The following is a 22,767-nucleotide window of genomic DNA, read 5'->3' on the forward strand; positions in this document are numbered from 1 at the left end:
CTCATATTAAAAGCAATTAACGTACCAACTTAAAAAACGAACCGTGTTTACAACAATTTTATCTAAATAAGAATCCGTCGAAATGTAAGCAAAATATACGCCGCTTTATCCACTTGTCGCCCACAACTTCAGTAAATCTCACCAATCAAAACGAAATTAAGGGAAAGAAAAAGCCCAGCAAAAGCTGGGCAAGTAACTAAAAGTAAGCAAGTAACTCAATGTAAGAATGCGGCTATTTGAGTTTATAAATGATGCCAGGGTTACAACGAACCATTTCAAACTTATCGGTCAATCCTGTCAGTGACTCCGATGCGCCGAGCAATAAGTAGCCACCGGGGTTTAAGCTACTAGCCATTTGATTTAATACTTTCGACTTCATATCAGGTGAGAAATAAATCAAAACGTTACGACAGAAAATAATATCGAATTTACCCAATAAGGCATAGCTCTCCATTAAGTTCTGAGGACGGAAGTTAACTAAACGCTTAACGTTATCTTTGATTTTCATTCGGCCATCACCAGCATCCTCAAAAAAGATTTTACGACGCTCCGGTGATAACCCTCTGCCAAGTGCTAAATTGTCATAAATCCCCGCTTTACACATATCCAGCATGCTGGCAGAAATATCCGTCGCGGTGATGGCTACGCTCGGCAACATACCCGGCTTGCGCTGTTGAGTTTCCAGCACCGTCATCGCCATTGAGTAAGGCTCTTGACCTGAAGAGCTTGCCGCTGACCAAATTTTTATAGGGCGTTTATTTGCAGCGACCTCGGGTAATAGACGTTCCGCTAAAACGGTGAATGGGTAAGCATCACGGAACCACAGTGTTTCGTTGGTGGTCATGGCATCGACCGCTGCAACTCGTAGCTCACGGTTTCGCCCCGTAACCACATCACGTAACAAGTCAGAAAGAGAGGTTAACTTGAATTTAGCAACCAGTGGACTTAAGCGACTTCTCACTAAGTACTGTTTGCTATCTCCAAGTACAATCCCGCACTGAGATTCCAAAAAACGGCTGAAATCGCGATATTCTTGATCGCTTATAGTTATAGCAGTCATTAATTTCTCTTTAGTTAACTAGTGCAGCTTTCACCGCATTCCCAAGCTCATCAGGGTTGAATTTAGCAATGAATGAGTTTGCACCCACTCGCTCAACCATGGCTTGGTTAAAAACGCCGCTCAGTGAAGAGTGAAGAATAACGTATAGATCTTTCAAATCTGAATTTCTACGTATCTCTGCTGTTAATGTATAGCCGTCCATTTCAGGCATTTCAATATCAGAGATCACTAAAGATATTTGATTGTAAATTGGCCCTTCTGCTGCCATCTCGATCAATTTTTCATACGCCTCTTTACCATCTTTAACAGCAACGACTTCAAAACCTATCGATTCTACTGCTCTTTGAACCTGTTTACGCGCAACGGTTGAGTCATCGGCAATTAAAATTCGACGGATGATCTCTTTTTCTGTTTCTACTTGGGCGATCGATTCACCAATAGATGAATCCATTGTCTCATTAACCGGAGAAATCTCTGCCAAAATTTTCTCTACATCGAGAATTTCTACCAATTCGTTATCAATATTGGTGACTGCGGTTAAGTAGTTATCTTTGCCTGAGCCATCTGGTGGAGGAAGAATGGCTTCCCAGTGCATGTTGACAATTCGATCCACCGAGCTGACCAAGAAAGCTTGGATAGATCGGTTGAATTCAGCAATGACCACAAAACACTTATCAAGGTCCGCGGTGGGACGTCCGCCCACGGCCAAACTCAAATCAATGACAGAAACGGTTTGACCACGAATATGAGCAACACCTTTGACTAGGCGATGTAAATTGGGCATCAAAGTTAACTTAGGGCACTGGAGTACCTCTTTAACTTTAAATACGTTGATACCATAACGTTGCCGTCCCATTAGACGAAACGTTAAGAGTTCTAATCGGTTTTGACCAACGAGTTGCGTACGCTGATTCACAGAATCAAGAATACCCGTCATAAGCTCATCTCCATCTCAAACTTTTATGCAAAAAAGTGGTAGTCTACTACAGGCTATGAAGAAACCAGAGAAACAGAATGATGCATACAAAAATATGTTTACATCTACTTTCCATAACTAAGTGTAGAGCTTTCTATAGAAATTTTTATCTCTCTATCGGCTTTTTATTGTTTTTCTTTAATTTTTCTCTTCATTCTGCCACTTTGCCGCAAGTTGAAGCCATTCAACAAGCTGCGGAACAACATGTTTTAGAAACTATTGAGTGGCCTCCCAGCGGGGAGTTAAACGTAAAAGCGGCAAATGTTGATGACCGAATTTATGCCACCGACTGCCCCACACCGTTATCGACCTCTTCCTCATCCAGTAATGGTTCTGCAAGTAATATCACAGTTCTGGTTGAATGCATTGAAGATAACTGGAAAATTTATGTTCCTGTAAGACTGACCATTTCACTGCCACTTGTCACCGTTGCCGTACCCATTTCTCGTGGGCAGCAAATTACGCAGCAAGATGTCTTGATTACAATGGTAGACTTACACCGCTTTAGACGACAAGGTTTTTCCGATATAAATCGTATCGTCGGAGCTAAAGTGAAAAAAAACATGCGTATTGGCGATGTCGTTGAGCAAGATGATATATGCGTCGTATGTCGTAATGAAAACGTTATGATTCAAGCAGTCAAGCAGGGAATGATCATCACAACCAAAGGAACCGCTTTAAGTGATGGTATTTTTGGTGAGCAGATAAAAGTGAAAAATGATAAATCAAACCGTATAATAGATGCACAAGTAACCGGTATTGGCGAAGTCACGGTTCAATTTTAACGCTTTCATTACACTTCTAAATGTGTTTACGTTGTTAAGAAAGTGAAACAGAAAAAAAAGCTAAAGTAATCACAAGCACCGTCGATATTGACTGTACAGGTTTCCATTATTATTAATAAGGCTCACATATGGCAGGTATTGATAACATACGTTCGGGGCAAACATTAACGACGACAAATCGTAGTAATGCTCGTACTGAATCGAATGCATCTCCATCGACATCCGGCTCGGTCACTCGTTCACCTCAAAATCAAGATGCGGTATCACTTAGTACCCAAGGTAAGGCCATTGGTGAAATGCACAACCAAATGGTATCTCAGCCAAGTTTTGATAGTGCCAAAGTCGCTGCAATTAAAGATGCGATAGCCAATGGCTCATATAGAGTCGACCCAGAAAAGTTGGCTGATAATATGATTAAATTTGAAAAAGAGTTGGGTGGTTTTAACTAGCCCTACTTTTGACTAATTAAGGCAACATACAATGGCTGTATTAAAAGACTTAGTCGATTTCCAATTGAAAAATGCACTAGAACTCTCTTCGCTACTTGAACAAGAAAAGTTAGCCATTACGAGCCGTTCATCAAGTGAAATCGAAGCTATTGCCAAACAAAAGATGACCTTAGTTGGACAACTTCAACAAACTGACCTCCGAATTGCGAAACATCCCCATGTCGTGAGCCTGGCTGAAGATGTACTCCTGTCGCAAATCGTTGATCAGATTCGTTCCATTGTTCACGATTGCCAGCAAGCAAACCTTGTTAATGGTGAAGCGCTACAACGTGCACAACTCAGTTTTAATAAACTCAATAATTTGATGCAGCAAAGCCACGGAAAAATTGGCATGACGTATAACGCTGGTGGGCAAACCCACACTGTGTCCACTTTAGGGACCAATATTAAAGCGTAATCAACATGCAGCTGAGTTACTAAACTTTTAAGCTGAAACGAATTAAACAGAAAAGCGGCAAACTTTGCCGCTTTTTCGATCTGGAGAGAAGGAAGATTTAGAAGAGTGTTTGTTGACGTTTTTCTGGTACTTGCTGAACTTCGCCGTAGTCACGCAGTTTATCCATCTTACGGATATCGAGACGTAACTCAGTAACATAACTGTCACCCACCTTATAACTGCGGACCACTTCTGCTCCGCGGATAACACCATCAACCGCTCCCGACGTCAGCTCTGTGCCCAATCGCTGATCTTGTAGTTCAGCACGACCACTCACTCGCATTCCATAGACTTGCTCTGCCAGTTCGCGATAAGCATCGATTTTAGAGGCACGCATTGCACGGACTTGCTTTTCATCCACACTACGCCCAGTTTGCTCACTGATATTGGCATAACCTACCGCCGTCAACCATTCATCAGCACGCATGGTTTGCAATGGCTGGCAACCCACCATCATGATAGTCACTAGAAGTAATAGCCATTTTTTCATTGGTTTCTCCTATGGACGCAAGATAACAGTATACGGCTGCTTAATCGTAGGGTCAGAGCGAATTAACACACCATCTTGTGTACGGATACTGTTGAGCGTATCAAGATCACGACCAATACGATCGGCAGGCAAGAAGCCTTGTGCGGTAGCAACCACAACACGAGACTGCATTCCCACAACACGAGCATTGACTAATACACCGCCTTCTTGACGAAGCATTGTCCCTGTCAGTATGTATTGGATTTCTTGCTCTTGAGCGAGGTCTTTCCAGTCACGACTGAAAGCAAAATCACCTTGCTGCGTTACCTGAATCGAGCCTGTGGTTTTGAAATCAACCACTTTAAATCCTCGACGCTGAAACTGATGGATAAATCCTTCAGAAACCGAGTTACCCAACCAGTTAGTCGCGTCCATACTTTGCAGGTCCACAAACGATGTTACAGCAATAGGAGTGCGAGCAGAAACACTAGTATTGGACACCATCAAATCTTCTGTCATGCTTTCAACAAAGAAGTCCAACGTGTGACGTGGGCTCTCCATTAGCATAAACTGTGAACCATTGTATGGCTCTTTACCGTTATAAATCGGGGCGTAGGCACAAGCAGTTAACAAAACTGCTGGCACTATTGAAAGCCATTTTTTCATTCTCTTATCTCCAGATATACTGAGGCAATCTTGATTCCAAACTTCAGATTAAAAAACTTGGAACACTCTTTGCTTTTCAAAACTTGTTACACTTTCAAAACGCACTGCCTACATCAGCTAAGATTTTAAAAGCAAAATTTATACCCAACTGGTAAATAACAATGAAAAAAATTATTTCTGTTTTATTTTCAATATGTTGCACCATTACCTTTTCTCAGGCCGTTAATGCTGCTTGGTATGAAGTGACCGGATCGTCAGCCATTGTTTCCTCAGAGGAAGTCGCTCGCCTCAATGCATTGGAAGATGCCATCTATAAGGCGGTAAACTTTGCCGGGGCAGACATCGGTAGTATCAGTAACTTGCGACCACTGCTGGAATCAGACCGTAAAGAGTACCAGTTTACTAACCATGAAGTACGCTATGTGTTAGTTGAAGAGAATAAAACACGTCGGGGAGTGATGTATGTTAAAGCTCGAATTGATATTTATCCTTCGGCAACAGGTTGCCACGTTAGCCAATATAAGAAAACGTTTTTAGTGGGTAACATTGATCTTGCATCGCCACAACAGGCGGTTATGGGGCAAATTTACAGTGTGGGAGATGATTTTGCACAGGTACTCAACCGCCAACTCGATCAAGAATCTCGCAGTTTTGTGTCGGTTGGCACCACAGATTATGCAATTGAAAAACAGCACCCAGAACGCTTAACCATGATTGCAGAGGACACGGGGGCACAGTACATTTTGGGGGGAACCATCACCGATTTAACTGCCACGATAGAGCAAAAATTACTCGCCGATGATGTGATTAACCGTCAATTTGCTATGCAAATCCAAGTGTTTGATGGCAAAACAGGCCAAGAAGTCATGACTAGACATTATAGAGAAGTCGCTAAATGGCCCTTCGCCAAAACCAGTCAGATAGATACGCGCAGTGCTCGTTTTTGGGCTTCAACCTTTGGCAGCATGATGCTGCGCGTCAGCCGAAATATCATGCTCGATCTTGAATCGGAGCTTTCATGTAAAATAACTCTCCCCGAGGTTGTGGCTAAATATGGTAATACCATCACGATAGATTTAGGACGTGTGCATGGCGTTAAAACCGGTGACCAATTGCAGTTGTGGCATACAGGTTCATTCATTGATCAGAAAGGGCTACCACGAAATAAAGTGACTCAAAGTGATATTACCCTTACGGTTACTCGCGTCTATGAAAACGAAGCAGAGCTGAGTGTTGATCAAGAAAATCTCGCCTCTAGCATACAAATTGGCGATGTTATGCACAAACAGCTTTAATTTTCGTTTTAACTAGTTAACTTCACAAAATTATTGAGTAAACTAGCCACCTTGCTCCCGTAGCTCAGTAGGATAGAGCGGCCCCCTCCTAAGGGGCAGGCCACAGGTTCGACTCCTGTCGGGAGCGCCATTTTGATAAAGCCTCAACACCCAACCGGTATTGAGGCTTTTTTTTTCTGACGAAAAATTGACCTAATATTGATTTGAGCCACTACTATTCATATACAGTGATTACTGTAAGTTCTATGTCAAATAATCTAGAATTAGTATTAACAGATTTATCGATAGATAAGATCATGAAAAAGAGCAATCTAATCACGAATACTGGTCACCGCTTTATCTCTAAAGCAAAGACCGCCTATAAAATTCATATCCATACGCCGGATGATACGGTGCTGCACCGTTCTGTCGGCTATATCCGTATTGGTGAGAAAAAAGGGCTTAAAAAGGCGATAAAGCTGCGTAATGAATTAGGTTCAGAGATGTGGGGCAAACATTGGCGTCGTCTGCTCAAAGATCCCTATTTGATGACTCGCCTACCACACAGTTTAGAACCTAAAATTATATACAAACCCAGACCAACGCTCGATAACCCGGAAGCTCGGGATCCTTGTTATATCGCGGCTTGGAGACACTATGATGAAAAAGGTAACTGTATATTTCAAAGCGTCGTTTGTTCGATCAACAAGCATGGCAAGCTTGCCGCTTATACCAAGACGAAAAAGGCGCTATTAGAGGCTTATAAAGAAGACTTGGATATTCTTATCTACATGGGCCGATTGAATAGTATTGATTTGAAATAACGTGGCGTGATACCGGAGCGGTTAGAGGCTCAAATCCATTGTTTTACAAGAAGAAAGCCCGCGTTTTTCACGGGCTTTCTCTATTTTCTAATACTTAAGCGTTATTATTTCACTTCATAATCAAAGCTTGGAATAACGATATCAACACGACGGTTTTGCTTTCGACCTTCGACTGTATCATTCGATGCGATTGGGCTATTTTCCCCTTCACCTTTTACGGTAAGACGGTTCGCATCCACACCTTTAGCAATCACAACATCAGCAACAACTTGTGCGCGTTTTTCTGATAGTTTCTGGTTGTAAGCCGCAGCGCCAGTTGAGTCAGTATGACCAATAATTTCAGCATCGGCTTGTGGGTAAGCTTGCAAATATTTCACTAGTTTATCGAGCTGGTTAGTACTCTCTGCTGTTAGCTTAGTACTGTTATGGGCAAAGCTACTGCTGTCCAAACGTTGAAATGGCACATGCTTAACAACCGTTTCAGGTTCTTGGGGAATAACGACTGGCTCAACCACTGGCTGTACAACTTCTTCAACAAACACCTCTTGCACGATGACTGGCGCAGGTTCTGCTTTACTTCCACCAAATTTATACGAAACACCTAAGGTAGCCGAGTTACCTGCCGCTCGGACAAGATCGTTATTAATATCGGTGAGGCTTTGATATTCCAAGCGTAAAGTGACGTTATTATCGGTGTTGAACTCAATACCAGCGGCACCTAAATATGAGTAATCATCTTTATTGCCATAATCAACATAAGCACCGCCGACTTTAGCATATAAGGCAATGGCATCAGTCAAAGGAAGGCTGACTTTCGGTGCGAGTGTAATGGCCGTTACTTTTTCATCATTCAGCCCCGCACCACTAAATTTGCCCAAGTAATCGTAACCGGCCTCTAATGAAAGCCAATTAAACGCTTGGTAACCAAGGTAAGCACCGACGGTAGAAGATTCATCTTCACACACATCTCCAGCACGACAAGCGTCATCAAGCCAAGATTTACCAACTTTAGCACCTACGTATACTTCAGCCATTGCGGCAGAAGATGCAAAAACAAGCGCCATTGAAACTGCTGCTGCTAACTTTTTCATACTTTTTCCTTTCCTATTTATCGTTATCATAATGCGGTTGCGGTACCCAAAAAACGGTTTACTTTTCGCCTACACACATACCTACATAACTCGGAACCACTATACTGTATGTAAAGAAAGCTTAAATAGCGCATTAGTTTATTCTCTGTCATCGTTTTGTGAAATATTGTCAGTGCTCTACACCAAAGGATTTAACAAAGCCGATATAAAGAAAAACCGCAGCATAAGCTGCGGTTCAAAGCGTTGTTCGTATGATTGACTTATTGAGCGTTCGCTTCACGCTCAACAATAAAGGCCAATGCCATATTGATACGAGCAATGACACGCTCTTTGCCGATCAGTTGCATAACAGCATCAACCGATGGCGATTGACCACCGCCAGTGACAGCAACACGCAGCGGCATGCCTATTTTACCCATACCGATTTCAAGCTCTTCACACACTTGAGCGATGACAGCGTGCAGGTTTTCCGTTGTCCAGTCACTCAATGCTTCTAATTTGCTTAAAGCAAGTGCTAGCGGCTCTTTCGCCACACCGCGCAAGTGTTTTTTCGCCGCATCAGCATCAAACTCAGCAAAATCTTCAAAGAAGTAACGAGATTGAGCAGCAAGTTCAACCAAGGTATTACAGCGTTCACCAACCAGTTTAACGATCTCAGCTAATGCTGGGCCGTTGTCTTTATTGATGCCTTGTTGCTCAAAGTGCCATTCAAGGTGTTTTGCAACATATTCAGGCTCTGATGTTTTGATGTAGTGATTGTTCAGCCACAACAACTTATCAGTATTAAATGCAGATGCCGATTTGCTAATAGCATTTAAACTGAAGAACTGAATCATCTCTTCACGCGAGAAAATTTCTTGGTCGCCATGAGACCAACCTAGACGAACTAAATAGTTATTCAGTGCTTCAGGCAGATAACCTTCATCGCGATACTGCATCACAGAAACAGCGCCATGACGTTTAGATAGCTTCGCGCCGTCGTCACCTAAGATCATTGCGCAGTGCGCAAACACAGGTACAGGAGCACCTAACGCTTCGTAAATGTTGATTTGACGAGGTGTGTTGTTGATGTGATCTTCGCCACGAACAACATGAGTAATCCCCATATCCCAGTCATCCACCACCACACAGAAGTTATAGGTGGGTGAGCCATCAGTACGGCGAATGATCAGATCATCCATCTGGCTGTTGGAGATTTCGATACGGCCGCGGATCTGGTCGTCAAAAATTACGCTGCCTTCTTTAGGATTACGGAAACGGATAACACACGGATCCCCTTCTTTTGCGGCGTCGTTAACCGCTTTGATTTTTGGGTGATCAGCATCGTAGCGCGGCATCTCTTTGTTCGCTTCTTGCTCGGCACGAACTTCATCTAACAGCTCTTTAGAGGCGTAACATTTGTAGGCTTTATCTTCAGCAAGCAGCTTATCGACAACTTCGTTATAACGATCAAAATGTTTAGTTTGGAAATATGGGCCTTCATCCCAATTCAAACCTAGCCAAGTCATACCTTCAAGAATCGCGTCTACGGCTTCTTGCGTCGAGCGCTCTATGTCGGTGTCTTCAATACGCAAAACAAACTCACCACCTTGGCTTTTTGCATAAAGCCAAGAGTAAAGTGCAGTACGCGCACCACCAACGTGAAGATAGCCTGTCGGGCTAGGAGCAAAACGAGTTTTAACCGTCATTTGATTTCCTTAGGGATAAAAAGACAGCGGAGAACATGTCCACTGCAAGTACCAGGATAAAAAGTGGCGACATTTTACCACTGACGGCTAAATCTACAATCCTCGATTGCCTTTCGTTTTTCTGCGCTCAAGAATAACGCTTAAAATTCGCTTAACTTTCCTTTAGTGGAACTTGACCTTGCCCTAAAGGTAAGGTTTATGCTTCTAGCTATTGAGTTGCTTTATGAGGAATTTTTCAATGAAACGCTTTCAATTGCCTTTATCAGGGCTGAAATGCATGGGTTGCGCGAAGAAACTTGAGCAGCATTTCAAACAAGAATTTGAGGTACAAATCCACCAGCTGTCACCCACATTCATCGAGCTGAGCACTTCGGCCTCTTTAAGTGAACTCATCGCCGCTATCGAATCCTTAGGCTATCAAGCCTTGCTCAGCACGAACAGCGATCCTCTGCCCTCATCGCAACCCACAACCTTGGTTAGCGATACACAGCCACTCGCACAAGAGACAGAAGTCTCAACAACGGGTTTGGTTAGTACCCACTTACTGATCCAAGGAATGACTTGCGCAAGCTGTGTTTCTTCGGTGGAAAAAGCACTTCTAAGCGTTAACGGCGTACAAAAAGCGCAAATCAATTTAGCGGAACAAAGCGCCTTAGTGCTCTCGCAAGCAGATATCGCTGACCTTGAACGGCAATTGCTCAATGCCATTACTCATGCAGGCTACCGTGCAGAGCGAGTCGATGATCCAGCCCAACAGCAAGAAAAACAAAAACAGCAATCACTTGATTTACAAAAGCAACATAAAACCAATGCATTACTAGGTTTAATAATGGGTATTCCGTTAATGCTTTGGGGCCTTCTTGGTGGCAGCATGATGATTGTGACCACTCAGCAGCAAATATATTGGGGCGTTATCGGCATTGTGTGCTTAGCCCTATTAGCCACCGCTGGCCGCCACTTTTTTAGCCATGCTTGGCTTGCGTTAACCCATAAGCGCGCCACCATGGATAGCTTAGTCGCCCTAGGAACTGGAGCAGCTTGGGCCTATTCAATGTTGGTAGTGATTTACCCAACTTGGTTTCCCGTCGCCTCGCGTCATGTTTATTTTGAAGCCAGCGCGATGATTATCGGTTTGATTTCACTGGGCCACTACATTGAGGCGAAAGCCAAAGCGAAGACAACCCACTCCTTGCAAGCCTTAATTAACTTGCAACCACAACAAGCAACACGCATCACGGCGCAAGGCGATCAACAGATTGCAGTTGAATTAGTACAACTTGGTATGCAACTGCGCATAAAACCGGGAGAAAAAGTGCCGATAGACGGCAAAGTCCTCAGCGGTGAATCTTATGTTGATGAATCCATGCTCACTGGCGAGCCGATCCCCGTCCTAAAAGTGGCAGGCGATGCCATTGCGGCAGGTACCATCAATCATGATGGCAGCTTAGTCATCGAAGCCACCGGCGTAGGGGCGCAAACCATGCTCTCGCGCATCATCCAAATGGTGCGTCAGGCGCAAAGCAGTAAACCAGCCATCGCCAAACTGGCAGATCAGATATCCGCTATTTTTGTACCGACAGTGGTTATGATTGCCCTGTTTTCCGCTCTGATTTGGTACTTTGTAGGCCCTGAACCTAAGGCCAGTTATATGCTAGTGGTTGCAACAACAGTATTGATCATTGCCTGCCCTTGTGCCTTGGGTCTAGCTACTCCACTCTCGGTTACAGTAGGAGTTGGCAAAGCCGCTGAAATGGGTATTTTGATCAGAGATGCCAATGTATTGCAATCGGCAAGCAAAATCACCACTGTAGTATTTGATAAGACAGGTACGCTCACTCAAGGCAAGCCAACCGTTCAGAACTTAGTCACGTGGGGAATTGAAGATAGCAAATTGTTAACCCTTGTTTACGCTTTGGAACTGCGCTCTGAACATCCTCTTGGCAAGGCTATCTGCCATTATGCGCAACCGCTGGTATCAACCAGCGCCGCAGTCGAGCAATTTACCAGCCTAAGAGGCAAAGGACTAATGGCAAACATTGGAGGCGATTCCGTCGTCGTTGCCTCTTTATCGCACCTTGAATCGCTGGGCGTTCCTCTTACTCAAGCACAAACAACCATTGAACACTACGCAGAGCAAGCTTGGACGCCAGTCGCGGTTGCCATTAACGGTGAACTCAAAGGCCTCATCGCAATTGCTGATCCAATCAAACCTAACGCTGCACAAGCTATCAGCACACTGAACAAAATGAACATTCGTACCGTGATGCTAACCGGAGATAACCAAAGCGTGGCCACTGCAATAGCCAAACAGCTAGGCATACAGCAAGTGATTGCTCAAGTACTTCCGGATCAAAAAGCACAAAAAATCGTGCAGTTACAAGAGAAAGGCCAAATCGTCGCCATGGTCGGTGATGGTATTAATGATGCGCCAGCCCTTGCGCAAGCCGATATTGGTATCGCAATGGGCAGTGGCAGTGATGTCGCAATAGAGAGTGCGCAAATGACATTGCTCAACTCCTCACCGCTTGCCGTAGTCAATGCTATCGCTCTTTCTAAAGCGACAGTAAAAAACATGAAGCAGAACCTATTGGGCGCGTTTATTTATAACACCTTCGGCATTCCCATTGCCGCTGGTGTGCTTTATCCCGCTTTTGGCTTTTTACTCAGCCCTGTAGTTGCAGGAGCGGCAATGGCTTTGTCCTCAATCACAGTCGTGAGCAACGCTAACCGCTTGCGTCTATTTAAATCCCCTTTTCACTCTTAGAGGTTAGATAAAAATGAAAATGATCACAGCCGCTATGCTTAGCACCTTGTCTCTTATGAGCTACTCCGCATTCGCCACGGTGACCGAGGTGACCAATTACAAATCCCCTTATTGTGGCTGCTGTACTGAGTGGTCCACTCACATGCAACAAGCAGGATTTAAGGTTAACGAGCAATTGCAAGAAGATATGACGGCGATAAAACAACAATTGGGCATTACACCCAAGCTCGCCTCTTGCCATACAGCCGTTATCGACGGCTATGTTTTCGAAGGTCACATTCCAGCCACAGACATTCAAGCCTTTCTCGCTAATCCACCGAAAAATGCCAAAGGGTTAGCCGTGCCCGGCATGCCAATCGGTTCTCCAGGTATGGAATCTGGTGATAAGAAAGAAGCCTATTCGGTTTTTGCTTTTAACGAGCAAGGTCAGGTGTTTGAGTTTGCTCACCACGAAGGTAATTGATTTTATGTAATAAAGCCTCCGGCAGATGCGGAGGCTTTCATTTGGGTGCCTTGATATGACTACGAGTTATTTAACGCTAGTTACTCGGCTGACTCGCTCGCCTGAAGCAGAGATAGAACGGATCCAGACCTCACCGGACACCTTCGGTTGTTCGATGCTAGAGTAAGTAAGCCATTGTTGACCATCTAATGAGTATTGCAGCTCAACGCCTGGGAATGACGAATTCATCGACAATTTACCCGCTTCAATCTTAGCTCCGGGAATTGGCAGGCGATAATCAATGCCAGCTTTTTCCAGTTTCGCCAGCTCACGTTGCCCAACAATGTTAGCAAAACGAGTCCAATCTTGATTCAGTGCAGACTTATTGACTAAGTTCGTTTGCTGAGAGTATTCAACCCCTACTTTATAGTCGTTTTCCCACTCCGCTTTATGCCAAGCACGCTCGGCAGCCGCCAACACTCGAGGGAAAACCATATATTCATACTGCTCATCATTACGAACCGTTTCTGACCACAATTGAGCTGACAAGCCGTAGAATGGTTTCGACGTCACCTCTCCTTTACCGACAAAACCATTACCATCACGATCTAATGAAGTTTCAGCGTTTTGCGGCATATTTTCCGGTGCAAAACCAAACATTTTGCGCGTATCGGTCGCACGGGTGGCCCAGTAATAACCGCGCTCTTTAGGATCCGCTTCATAAGGCATATCCATGTAGACATAATCAGGGTTAGAAACAATTACGTCGTAACCTTGTTTTGCCCATTCATAAACAGAGCTTGTACCGCCCCAATAGAGGACATCCCAAAAGTTCACACGTGTATTGCGCGTGGCAAAAGCGGATTCTCCCTCGCTGTATTTCAAGCCATCTTGCCATGCTTGGAAATTCTCAATCCCTTTATCGGCGACAATTTCCGATACTTGCTCAGCAAAATAACTCGGTAAATGAGCAAAGTCACTTACTACTCCTTGGCTGACTAATGCTTGGCACTGTGGCGATTTCGCAAATGGTTTATCTTGTTGTGAAAGATCTAAGTTACCTTTCCAACTGACTTTTTCCGTCGCATTAATATCTTGGAAACCCGCGCCCAATTTGATGTTTTTCGCCTCATCGCCACCAAAATGCCAAGTCGATAAAGGCATGCCCGCCTCAATGTGCATCAAGGCCACTTCAGTGATCACCTTGTCCACAAAACGTTTAGACGAGTCTAAACAAGGGTTAATAAAACTCTGCTTATCATAAAACTGAACCGTCGTAACATTGGAGCTGTCTTGAGGATCCATCAAGCGATACTGGCTAGCCTGTTCGGTTTTCCCCTCTTGGCTCAAACGATCAAAACGAGCCTCCATTGAAACAACCGCAGAGCGAGCATGGGCTGGCATATCAATTTCAGGAATCACTTCAATATTGCGCGCTTTAGCGTGCTTGAGGATTTCAATGTAATCGGCTCGACTAAAATAACCTGAGCCAAAGTTATCAGAATTTGGACCGGAGCCAAGCTGTGGCAGCAAGCAGTTTTTCTCATCTAAATCAAAGCAGCGCTGCCCACCAATGTCGGTCAATTCAGGTAAGCCCGGAATTTCTAAACGCCAACCTTCATCATCGGTCAAATGAAGATGTAATTTATTCATCTTATAAGCCGCCATTTGATCTAACGTGGCCAAAATCGCTTGCTTAGAATGGAAATTACGTGCGACATCCACCATCACACCACGGTAATCAAAACGTGGAGCATCTTCGATGTGGATCACTGGCAGCGCTGTGGCATTCTGGCTATCCACTAAACCCAAAATAGATTGAACGGCGTAGAAAGCTCCCGCCTCATCAAATGCACGAATAGAGATAGCATTCGGTGCAATCTCCAACTCATAAGCACCCGATGTCGCCATCTGGTCAGAAAATTCGCTCGGTGTAATCGCAACACCAACCGCCAACTCTCCATCAAGCTTCAGCCCAATCGTTTTAGCACGCGCCTGCAATGCTGAAAACTGATCCGTCGCAAAGTCCTTCACATCAAGCTTAAGGCCGCGAGTAATATCAACAACACCTTGACCAAGCGTTGTTTTTAGAGGCGTTGGTAACAGAGCCGTTGATACATCTTGCAGTGATACATCGCTATTTCTCTCAAATCGGCTGATGGCCGTGGCAAACACATTATTATCGCTGGTGGTGCGTTTTATATTGTCGCCCTCAAGCCCACGCACAAATGACGAAGTGTCCTCTGTATTGAGAGATACAATAAGTTTAGGCTCTGTATTGGGCGCCGCAACGAATGCACGCGGCATAAAGTCCGTTTCAAACAACTGCCAATATTCAGCGACCAGAGGCAAAACAACCTCTTCGCCCGCAGCAAAACCATCAAATTTATCAGTAGGTTCAAGCTTATGTAAATCACCCGTTAAACGGGTAATTTTGAATTGATCATTTTCAACATCCAGAATCAGTCGAATACTGTGAAAATAGATAGCCCACTGCTTTGAATTCACGGCTTCACCTTGGTTAACCAAGGTCATGTTCACTTTATTACACGATGTCCATTCTGCTTCGAGAGCCTGACATGCCAATCCTTCATCTGCCCCGTGATTCGTTAATACGGTGTAATGAATATCCAAATTTTCCGCCAGCGCATCGACTACTTTCTGCTCTGGTGATTGCAACAAAGAGCAACCTGATAATGTGGCGATAACCGAAACAGCAATCAAACTAGGTTTCAACATTTGACTCACCCTACCTTTAAAATAAAAACCCAATATCCTGTTAAAAGGACTCAAAACAGCAACAAGCATAAAGGCTTATGACCTAAGGCATTCACCATACAAGGAGTTATTTCTAAGCGTAAAATAATTAGCTACACGAAGTGATCCAGTTCAAATCCTCTAAAATACAATCAAAACAAAACCATTTAAAATCAATAAATTAAACTTGACGTCAAAACCGTAATTTATTATTTGACGAGTTTAACTTGAGAAAGATCACATAAAAATGCATAACAAAAATGAATTTATGAATAGAGATCACTACTCACTACAAGGCGAGAAGTTCATTAAAGGGATTTGACAGGTTAAATCGTGATATAGATCATAAATTGTAATGACTCATCAAACGTCAAAATGCGCTAAAGTGACGTTTTTTACACATCCTAATGCTATTTATTATCGTGGAATATTGACTGCTATTTTCAATAGTTGAATTTGCTCGGAGAAGGGTGAACAGTGAAAGAGCCTGATAGAGAAAGAGGAAAAGGAAAACCCTTTCTCTTTGGTAATGAAAATGATCACATCCAGATGCAACAAAGCCCCGCATTACTGCGAGGCCTTTAATGTGGTCGGTGAAGAACCAGATAGTGAAAGAGGCGAACCCCCCTTTCTATTTGGTAACGAAAACTTACCGTTTCCAAATGTAACAAAGCCCCGCATTACTGCGAGGCTTTTAAAGATGGTCGGTGAAGAGGGATTCGAACCCCCGACCCTCTGGTCCCAAACCAGATGCGCTACCAAGCTGCGCTATTCACCGAAATTTTTGCTCTGCACTTAGCGAGCAGTTCCGAGCTTTTTGCCTAGAACGGATGCGTATATTACTCATCTAAAACTAAGACGCAAGCCTTTAATCTTATTTCCATCAAATAACAAACTCATTGGCTAAATCACCATCAAATACACATAAAAACGTGACTAATTACACACCAATAGAAACATCAAGTTAACCTATGCAACATAATTGATCCAGATCAGTGTCAGCAAACAGAGCAAACTTTAACTTGGCTGTGTCTTCGAAACTTTGGAGGAAACATGGACTTTTGGCTTGATCTCCTATTTGGTAATGCTGTGGGACTATCTTCAATGATAGTAATCTTTGGTGCTTTTGGTCTTATGCTGTTTTATGGCGGTTTCTTCATTTATAAAGTGATGAATGACAAATCTCCTCACTAGATCGCTTAGCACCTATTGAAAAATAGTGTGACGCTATGCACCGGGGTCGATTATCTGTCTGCTCCGGTTTTTTATCGCGTTAATAACTCTATCTTCTTGATGAATGGCATCATTCGGCTACTCAAGATCGGTTCGATAAGAACACCTGTCTCAAAATAGTTTCCATTTTCTCATACAAATAAAAGCATTCCCTCTTCGCATAAATAAAGGCGTCAATGCCGTCTATATCTTGTTGAGGAAAAGTGATGGGGAAAGGCTGGAAACCATGAGTGTCATTAAAAACGCCTTGGTTAATTAATATTAACTGCTAAAATATTGCAACGTTACTAGGCAACACTCAGAGTGTTGCTTTATTTTTATTCACCGCCGTTGGGAAACGTAAGAGCAACCTATGTCACAACAAGCTACCATCCGTTTAAACAAATACATCAGTGAAACTGGTTTCTGTTCTCGTCGAGAGGCCGATAAGTTAATTGAACAAGGCCGAGTAACCATCAATGGACTATTGCCGGAAATGGGCACTAAAGTCACGCCGAACGATGAGGTGTGTATTGATGGTAATCCATTAAAATCAAAAGAAAAACCGATATACATTGCCCTTAACAAACCGACTGGAATCACCTGCACAACAGAGCGCGATATTCCAGGTAACATTGTTGATTTTATTGGCCACCACAAACGTATTTTCCCGATAGGTCGATTAGACAAACCATCTGATGGACTGATCTTTCTGACTAACGATGGTGACATAGTCAATAAGATATTACGTGCTGGTAATAACCATGAAAAAGAGTACGTCGTCCGAGTAGATAGACCCATCACCGACGAATTTTTACATAAGATGGCCTCTGGCGTGGAAATTCTTGATACGGTGACACTGCCTTGCAAAGTAACCCAAGAAACGAAGTTCTCCTTTAGAATTGTGTTAACACAAGGGTTAAACCGTCAAATTCGTCGTATGTGTGAGGCCTTAGGTTACGAAGTGTTTAAACTACGCCGAGTTCGTATTATGAACATCAGCCTAGACGGTATCCCTAATGGTGAATGGCGTTATTTAAGCGACGAGGAAGTCGCTGAAATATTAGCTATGTGCGAAAGTTCTTGCGGTACGGAAGGCGCGTCCAAGCTTGATGTGACGGGTAAGCGTATTCGCAAAGCTACCGATGCAAAACTGTATGATAGTCGTGAGCAAAATCAAACCTCGACGGCACGCAGAAATCAAAAGCCAAAAACGTTCCAAGGACGCAATGCCGATGAGTTTCGTCATGCTCCAAATACAAAAAGAGCACCGCGCCGACCCACAAATTCATCACAAGGTGCGCCAGCTAATAGCCACAGAAAAAGCAGTACGTTAAGCCTTAAAAAATAATCATCGAACAATGCGTTAATTCTGTTGAGCAATAAAATGACCGTAATGACGCATCACTGAAGCAACGATAAAAAACCGAAGCAACTATAAAAAAGGAGAAACTTTCGTTTCTCCTTTAAGACAGTATAAAATTAACGCTTATTTCGTACCAAAAATCTTATCACCAGCATCGCCAAGACCAGGAACGATATAACCTTTATCATTCAATTTCTCATCAATTGCCGCCGTATAGAGCTCAACATCAGGGTGCGCTTTTTCTAACGCCGCGATGCCTTCAGGCGCTGCAACTAAAACGAGAATTTTAAATTGGTTACAGCCGCGCTCCTTGAGCAAATCGATCGTCGCAATCATGGAACCGCCAGTTGCCAGCATTGGGTCAACCACAAGCGCAATTCGCTCCTCAATATTAGAAGCGAGTTTGTTGAAATAAGGGACAGGCTCCAGTGTTTCTTCATCACGATAGATGCCAACAACACTAATCCGCGCACTTGGAATGTGCTCTAAAACGCCGTCCATCATGCCAAGACCAGCACGCAAAATAGGTACTACCGTTACTTTTTTACCTTTGACTTGATCAATTTCAACTGGGCCATTCCAGCCTTCAATCGTCACTTTTTCTGTTTCAAAGTCTGAGGTTGCTTCATAAGTTAGTAGGCTACCCACTTCTGTAGCTAACTCACGAAAACGCTTAGTGCTGATATCCCCTTCCCTCATTAACCCAAGTTTGTGCTTAACTAGAGGGTGTTTAACTTCAACAACTTTCATTTTCATCTCCGACGACATTTAAACAAACCTTCGAATTGTACACACTTTTTATGCTAATTTCAGTGGCAATTATAAACAAAAAAACTGACGCAAACGTTTTCCTTTTTGTTTTAAGCCCTGTTAGAATAGCGCCGTTTTCATATCCAACTTATGACCGAGGACTTCCCCGTGAGCGGTAATAACACTTCTCTTAGTTACAAAGATGCTGGCGTAGATATTGATGCAGGCAATGCACTTGTTGAACGAATTAAAGGCGCCGTCAAACGCACTCGTCGCCCTGAAGTTATGGGTGGCATTGGTGGTTTTGGCGCGCTTTGCGAGCTACCAACCAAATATAAACATCCTGTTTTAGTCTCTGGCACCGATGGAGTTGGCACAAAACTTCGCCTCGCACTGGATATGAATAAGCACGACACCATTGGTATTGACTTGGTTGCAATGTGTGTTAACGATTTGATTGTTCAAGGTGCTGAACCGCTTTTCTTTTTAGACTACTATGCCACGGGCAAATTGGATGTAGATACAGCTGCTGATGTGGTGTCGGGTATTGCCGATGGTTGTGTGCAAGCAGGTTGCGCTTTGATCGGTGGTGAAACCGCTGAAATGCCGGGCATGTACGAAGGTGAAGATTACGATGTCGCTGGCTTTTGTGTCGGTGTGGTTGAAAAAGAAGAGATCATCGATGGCTCAAAAGTAGCAGCAGGTGATGCTCTGATTGCGGTTGGCTCTAGTGGCCCTCACTCAAACGGCTATTCATTAGTTCGCAAGATCCTCGAAGTATCAGGTGCCGACAAAAATGAAGACTTGGCTGGCAAAACGATTGGTGAGCACTTACTGACACCAACCAAAATTTACATCAAATCAGCGCTTAAAATGATCGCCGAGCACGATATTCACGCCATTTCACACATTACTGGCGGTGGTTTCTGGGAAAACATTCCTCGCGTTCTTCCGCAAGGGACGAAAGCGGTGATTGACGGCAATAGCTGGGAATGGCCAATTATTTTCCAATGGCTGCAAGAAAAAGGGAATGTAACCACTCATGAAATGTACCGCACATTTAACTGTGGTGTCGGCCTGATTGTTGCGCTTCCAATGGATCAAGCACAAGCGGCGGTTCAATTACTGCAAGCGGAAGGCGAAAATGCGTGGGTTATCGGTCATATTGCTGAAGCTCAACTCGATGAAGAGCAAGTAGAGATCAAATAACTGATGAAAAGTATTGTTGTTTTAGTTTCAGGAAATGGCACCAACTTACAGGCTATCCTTGATGCGTGTGAAACGAAAATTAAAGATGGCAAAGTAACGGCTGTTTTTTCAAACAAAGCAACTGCTTATGGCTTAGAACGAGCTAAAAAAGCAGGTGCGGCGGCGGTGCATATTGACCCAAATGCCTTTGACACGCGAGATGCGTTTGATGCGGTATTGATGGAGAAAATTGACCAATACGCGCCTGACTTAATCATTCTTGCTGGCTACATGCGTATTCTGAGTGGTGAGTTTGTGCGTCACTATTTAGGACGGATGCTCAATATTCATCCTTCTTTACTTCCTAAATATCCTGGGTTGAATACCTACCAACGCGCGATTCACGCGGGTGATGAAGAGCACGGCACCAGTGTGCATTTTGTGACTGAACAACTTGATGGTGGCCCAGTCATTCTACAAGCAAAAGTGCCTATTTTTGATGAAGATACCGTTGAGATTTTGACTCAACGTGTCCAAGCTCAAGAGTATCGAATTTACCCACTAGTGGCACAATGGTTCGTTGAAGGACGCTTGGAAATGCGTGAAGGTAAAGCCTATTTAGATGGCCAATTACTTGGCATGCATGGTTATGCTTTCGATGAATAAATCGTATCTCTAAATAGTGCGAAAAAGGTTGCCTCAACAGCAACCTTTTTTATTGTCATCTCAAATACAATTCAAACAGCAGTAAATAGACAAGCTTAAGAATAAAAACCTTAAATAGGTGCTTGGCAGCCTGGCTTTGCCGCGGCAAACGGAATGTCAGCTAAGGACTGCGCATTGCCATCAACGTATTCGCCATAATGGAAAATCGCATATTCGCCTGGCTTCATTCGTTGCCAAGTTTCATTTCCCGTCAGTGGCTGAGTCGCAATCACTGACACAACATCATCAGGCGTTGTTTCTTCTTGGAAGTTAATCTCGACATCTTCATCAAGTAAACTTGCTTTCCCAAAGGGGGCGCGTCGAGTAATCCAGTACAGATGATTCGTGCAATAGGTCACCACAAACTCACCGTCAGAAAGTAGCATATTAAACACACCTTGCTGCTTAAGTTGATCGCAACACTTCGCAACGAATTGAAACATGCTGAGCATATCTTGAGGCGGTTCAGGATAACGCGCTTCTAACTGCTTTAACAACCAACAGAAAGCTTGCTCGCTATCCGTTTCACCAACAGGGCGATAGCGTCCAGTTTCTAGCTGCTGGTGATCCGCCAATTGTCCATTGTGAGCGAACGTCCAATATCTCCCCCACAATTCTCGAGTGAATGGGTGAGTATTTTCCAAATTCACCCCACCCCGATTTGCTTGACGAATATGGCTAACCACTGCCCGACTTTTTATAGGGTAACTCTGCACAAGCTCTGCAATTTTTGACTGAAAGCTAGGGTTAGGGTCTTTAAAGGTACGAAACCCCTTCCCTTCATAGAAAGTGATTCCCCAACCATCACGATGCGGTCCCGTGTTCCCGCCACGCTGAATCAACCCAGTAAAACTAAAGCAAATATCAGTCGGCACATTGGCACTCATACCGAGCAATTCACACATGGTTTAATGCACTCCCTTTTGCAACCACAAACACATTAAAAGAAAAGAACGATGTTGAACTTCTTACGCCATCTCTTTTTCAATCAGTTGGATAACGATGTGGATGATCTTGATATGGATTTCTTGGATACGATCCGCGTAGCCGAAGTGCGGGACACGAATCTCGATATCCGCTAAACCTGCCATTTTCCCACCATCTTTACCGGTCAGTGCAATGGTCTTCATCCCTTTGGCTTGGGCCGCTTCAATCGCTTTCAAAATGTTCCCCGAATTACCAGAAGTCGATAAGCCAAACAGGACATCGCCTTTTGAACCCACCGCTTCCACATAGCGAGAGAATACAAAATCGTAACCAAAATCATTGCTAACGCAAGACAAGTGGCTTGGATCTGAAATAGCAATACCAGGATAACCCGGACGATTCTCGCGATAGCGCCCCGTTAGCTCTTCAGCAAAGTGCATTGCATCACAGTGGGAACCGCCATTACCGCAAGAGAGCACTTTTCCGCCTTGCTTAAATGAGTCGGCAATCAGTTTTGCGGCGGCCTCAATTTGAGCGATGTTATGCTCATCATTAAGAAATTTGTTTAGCACGTCAGCCGCTTCGGTCAATTCACTTTTAATTAAATCCTGGTACATAGATATATTCTCTTTTTAATCTGTTTACCGATAGGCTCCATCAATCAAGAGCCAGTAACAGGCTTGAGTTTACCCAAACCATCCTTTCTGTCGATAGTTCGACTTCAAGAATTGTTGTTTTCTCCCGCTTCCCACTCCCAAAAACCCTCTATGGGTTATTTATTTTGAGGTTTTGCCCTACATGGATCACTTTTTGAACAATACAAGGTTTTACATTTCGTTAATAATTTGATTACACTCAACACTGGTTAGACCACTTAC

At 43.7% G+C, this 22,767-nt stretch carries 21 protein-coding genes and 2 tRNA genes; 12 read left to right on the plus strand and 11 right to left on the minus strand.

Annotated features, from left to right (window positions below; all coding sequences use genetic code 11):
- Positions 1–232 precede the first annotated feature (232 nt).
- Together AACQ42_RS17155 and AACQ42_RS17160 are read right to left on the minus strand one after the other, a co-directional pair.
- Positions 233–1,060, minus strand: a complete 828-nt coding sequence (locus tag AACQ42_RS17155; RefSeq protein ID WP_013856250.1) for a protein-glutamate O-methyltransferase — start codon at positions 1,058–1,060, stop codon at positions 233–235.
- Between the two features lie 10 nt (positions 1,061–1,070).
- Positions 1,071–1,997 carry a chemotaxis protein CheV gene (locus AACQ42_RS17160; RefSeq protein ID WP_013856249.1) on the minus strand — a complete coding sequence of 309 codons (927 nt, stop codon included), beginning with the start codon at positions 1,995–1,997 and terminating at the stop codon, positions 1,071–1,073.
- Positions 1,998–2,074: 77 nt separating this feature from the next.
- Between AACQ42_RS17160 and flgA the strand changes: the two genes are divergently transcribed.
- From flgA to AACQ42_RS17175, 3 genes are all read left to right on the plus strand, one after another.
- Positions 2,075–2,821 (plus strand): flagellar basal body P-ring formation chaperone FlgA, encoded by a 747-nt coding sequence (gene flgA / locus AACQ42_RS17165; protein WP_013856248.1) that lies wholly within the window; start codon positions 2,075–2,077, stop codon positions 2,819–2,821.
- A 128-nt stretch (positions 2,822–2,949) separates the two neighbouring features.
- Positions 2,950–3,270, plus strand: a complete 321-nt coding sequence (gene flgM / locus AACQ42_RS17170; protein ID WP_013856247.1) for a flagellar biosynthesis anti-sigma factor FlgM — start codon at positions 2,950–2,952, stop codon at positions 3,268–3,270.
- 31 nt (positions 3,271–3,301) lie between these two features.
- On the plus strand, positions 3,302–3,727 hold the full coding sequence (locus tag AACQ42_RS17175; RefSeq protein WP_013856246.1) for a flagella synthesis protein FlgN: 426 nt from the start codon (positions 3,302–3,304) through the stop codon (positions 3,725–3,727).
- A gap of 97 nt (positions 3,728–3,824) precedes the next feature.
- Here AACQ42_RS17175 and flgP read toward each other — a convergent pair whose 3' ends face one another.
- Positions 3,825–4,256 carry a flagellar assembly lipoprotein FlgP gene (gene flgP, locus AACQ42_RS17180; protein WP_017043110.1) on the minus strand — a complete coding sequence of 144 codons (432 nt, stop codon included), beginning with the start codon at positions 4,254–4,256 and terminating at the stop codon, positions 3,825–3,827.
- 9 nt (positions 4,257–4,265) lie between these two features.
- Complete coding sequence (locus AACQ42_RS17185) at positions 4,266–4,901, minus strand: FlgO family outer membrane protein (protein ID WP_013856244.1); 636 nt, start codon at positions 4,899–4,901, stop codon at positions 4,266–4,268.
- A 161-nt stretch (positions 4,902–5,062) separates the two neighbouring features.
- On the opposite strand from AACQ42_RS17185, the gene AACQ42_RS17190 reads away from it, so the two are divergent.
- From AACQ42_RS17190 to AACQ42_RS17200, 3 genes are all read left to right on the plus strand, one after another.
- On the plus strand, positions 5,063–6,196 hold the full coding sequence (locus AACQ42_RS17190; protein WP_013856243.1) for a flagellar assembly protein FlgT: 1,134 nt from the start codon (positions 5,063–5,065) through the stop codon (positions 6,194–6,196).
- Positions 6,197–6,249: 53 nt separating this feature from the next.
- Positions 6,250–6,326: transfer RNA gene (locus tag AACQ42_RS17195), tRNA-Arg, on the plus strand.
- A 166-nt stretch (positions 6,327–6,492) separates the two neighbouring features.
- Positions 6,493–6,999: a Fe3+-citrate ABC transporter substrate-binding protein gene (locus AACQ42_RS17200; RefSeq protein WP_026027396.1), complete on the plus strand. Its 507-nt coding sequence runs from the start codon at positions 6,493–6,495 to the stop codon at positions 6,997–6,999.
- A gap of 104 nt (positions 7,000–7,103) precedes the next feature.
- Here AACQ42_RS17200 and AACQ42_RS17205 read toward each other — a convergent pair whose 3' ends face one another.
- Positions 7,104–8,090: an OmpA family protein gene (locus tag AACQ42_RS17205; protein WP_170898768.1), complete on the minus strand. Its 987-nt coding sequence runs from the start codon at positions 8,088–8,090 to the stop codon at positions 7,104–7,106.
- A 260-nt stretch (positions 8,091–8,350) separates the two neighbouring features.
- Entirely contained in the window at positions 8,351–9,778 is a 1,428-nt protein-coding gene (gene gltX, locus AACQ42_RS17210) for a glutamate--tRNA ligase (RefSeq protein ID WP_094166220.1), read from the minus strand.
- Positions 9,779–10,016: 238 nt separating this feature from the next.
- Here gltX and AACQ42_RS17215 point away from each other — a divergent pair, with 238 nt between their 5' ends.
- Both AACQ42_RS17215 and AACQ42_RS17220 read left to right on the plus strand, forming a co-directional pair.
- A complete protein-coding gene (locus tag AACQ42_RS17215; protein ID WP_254918604.1) occupies positions 10,017–12,542 on the plus strand; it encodes a heavy metal translocating P-type ATPase in 2,526 nt (841 codons plus the stop codon).
- Between the two features lie 13 nt (positions 12,543–12,555).
- Complete coding sequence (locus tag AACQ42_RS17220) at positions 12,556–13,005, plus strand: DUF411 domain-containing protein (protein ID WP_013856238.1); 450 nt, start codon at positions 12,556–12,558, stop codon at positions 13,003–13,005.
- Between the two features lie 66 nt (positions 13,006–13,071).
- On the opposite strand, the gene AACQ42_RS17225 is transcribed toward AACQ42_RS17220, so the two are convergent.
- A complete protein-coding gene (locus AACQ42_RS17225) occupies positions 13,072–15,723 on the minus strand; it encodes a beta-N-acetylhexosaminidase (RefSeq protein WP_094166222.1) in 2,652 nt (883 codons plus the stop codon).
- A 719-nt stretch (positions 15,724–16,442) separates the two neighbouring features.
- A tRNA-Pro gene (locus tag AACQ42_RS17230) sits at positions 16,443–16,519 on the minus strand.
- A gap of 275 nt (positions 16,520–16,794) precedes the next feature.
- Between AACQ42_RS17230 and AACQ42_RS17235 the strand changes: the two genes are divergently transcribed.
- Positions 16,795–16,935, plus strand: a complete 141-nt coding sequence (locus AACQ42_RS17235) for a DUF3149 domain-containing protein (RefSeq protein ID WP_010319399.1) — start codon at positions 16,795–16,797, stop codon at positions 16,933–16,935.
- Between the two features lie 391 nt (positions 16,936–17,326).
- Positions 17,327–18,304, plus strand: coding sequence for a 23S rRNA pseudouridine(2604) synthase RluF (rluF, locus tag AACQ42_RS17240; RefSeq protein WP_019281095.1), 978 nt, complete (start codon positions 17,327–17,329; stop codon positions 18,302–18,304).
- Positions 18,305–18,442: 138 nt separating this feature from the next.
- On the opposite strand, the gene upp is transcribed toward rluF, so the two are convergent.
- Positions 18,443–19,069: a uracil phosphoribosyltransferase gene (gene upp, locus AACQ42_RS17245; RefSeq protein WP_026027908.1), complete on the minus strand. Its 627-nt coding sequence runs from the start codon at positions 19,067–19,069 to the stop codon at positions 18,443–18,445.
- A gap of 168 nt (positions 19,070–19,237) precedes the next feature.
- On the opposite strand from upp, the gene purM reads away from it, so the two are divergent.
- Positions 19,238–20,278, plus strand: a complete 1,041-nt coding sequence (purM, locus tag AACQ42_RS17250; protein ID WP_010320092.1) for a phosphoribosylformylglycinamidine cyclo-ligase — start codon at positions 19,238–19,240, stop codon at positions 20,276–20,278.
- Positions 20,279–20,281: 3 nt separating this feature from the next.
- On the plus strand, positions 20,282–20,923 hold the full coding sequence (gene purN / locus AACQ42_RS17255) for a phosphoribosylglycinamide formyltransferase (protein ID WP_017047307.1): 642 nt from the start codon (positions 20,282–20,284) through the stop codon (positions 20,921–20,923).
- 110 nt (positions 20,924–21,033) lie between these two features.
- On the opposite strand, the gene AACQ42_RS17260 is transcribed toward purN, so the two are convergent.
- Both AACQ42_RS17260 and lpcA read right to left on the minus strand, forming a co-directional pair.
- Entirely contained in the window at positions 21,034–21,867 is an 834-nt protein-coding gene (locus AACQ42_RS17260; protein WP_010320094.1) for a class II glutamine amidotransferase, read from the minus strand.
- Between the two features lie 63 nt (positions 21,868–21,930).
- The gene (gene lpcA / locus AACQ42_RS17265) at positions 21,931–22,506 is read right to left on the minus strand and encodes a D-sedoheptulose 7-phosphate isomerase (RefSeq protein WP_010320095.1); all 576 of its coding nucleotides are present in this window, start codon (positions 22,504–22,506) and stop codon (positions 21,931–21,933) included.
- Positions 22,507–22,767 lie beyond the last annotated feature (261 nt).

This window comes from Vibrio sp. V12_P9A6T4 (assembly GCF_963874835.1).
GTDB lineage: Bacteria > Pseudomonadota > Gammaproteobacteria > Enterobacterales > Vibrionaceae > Vibrio > Vibrio anguillarum.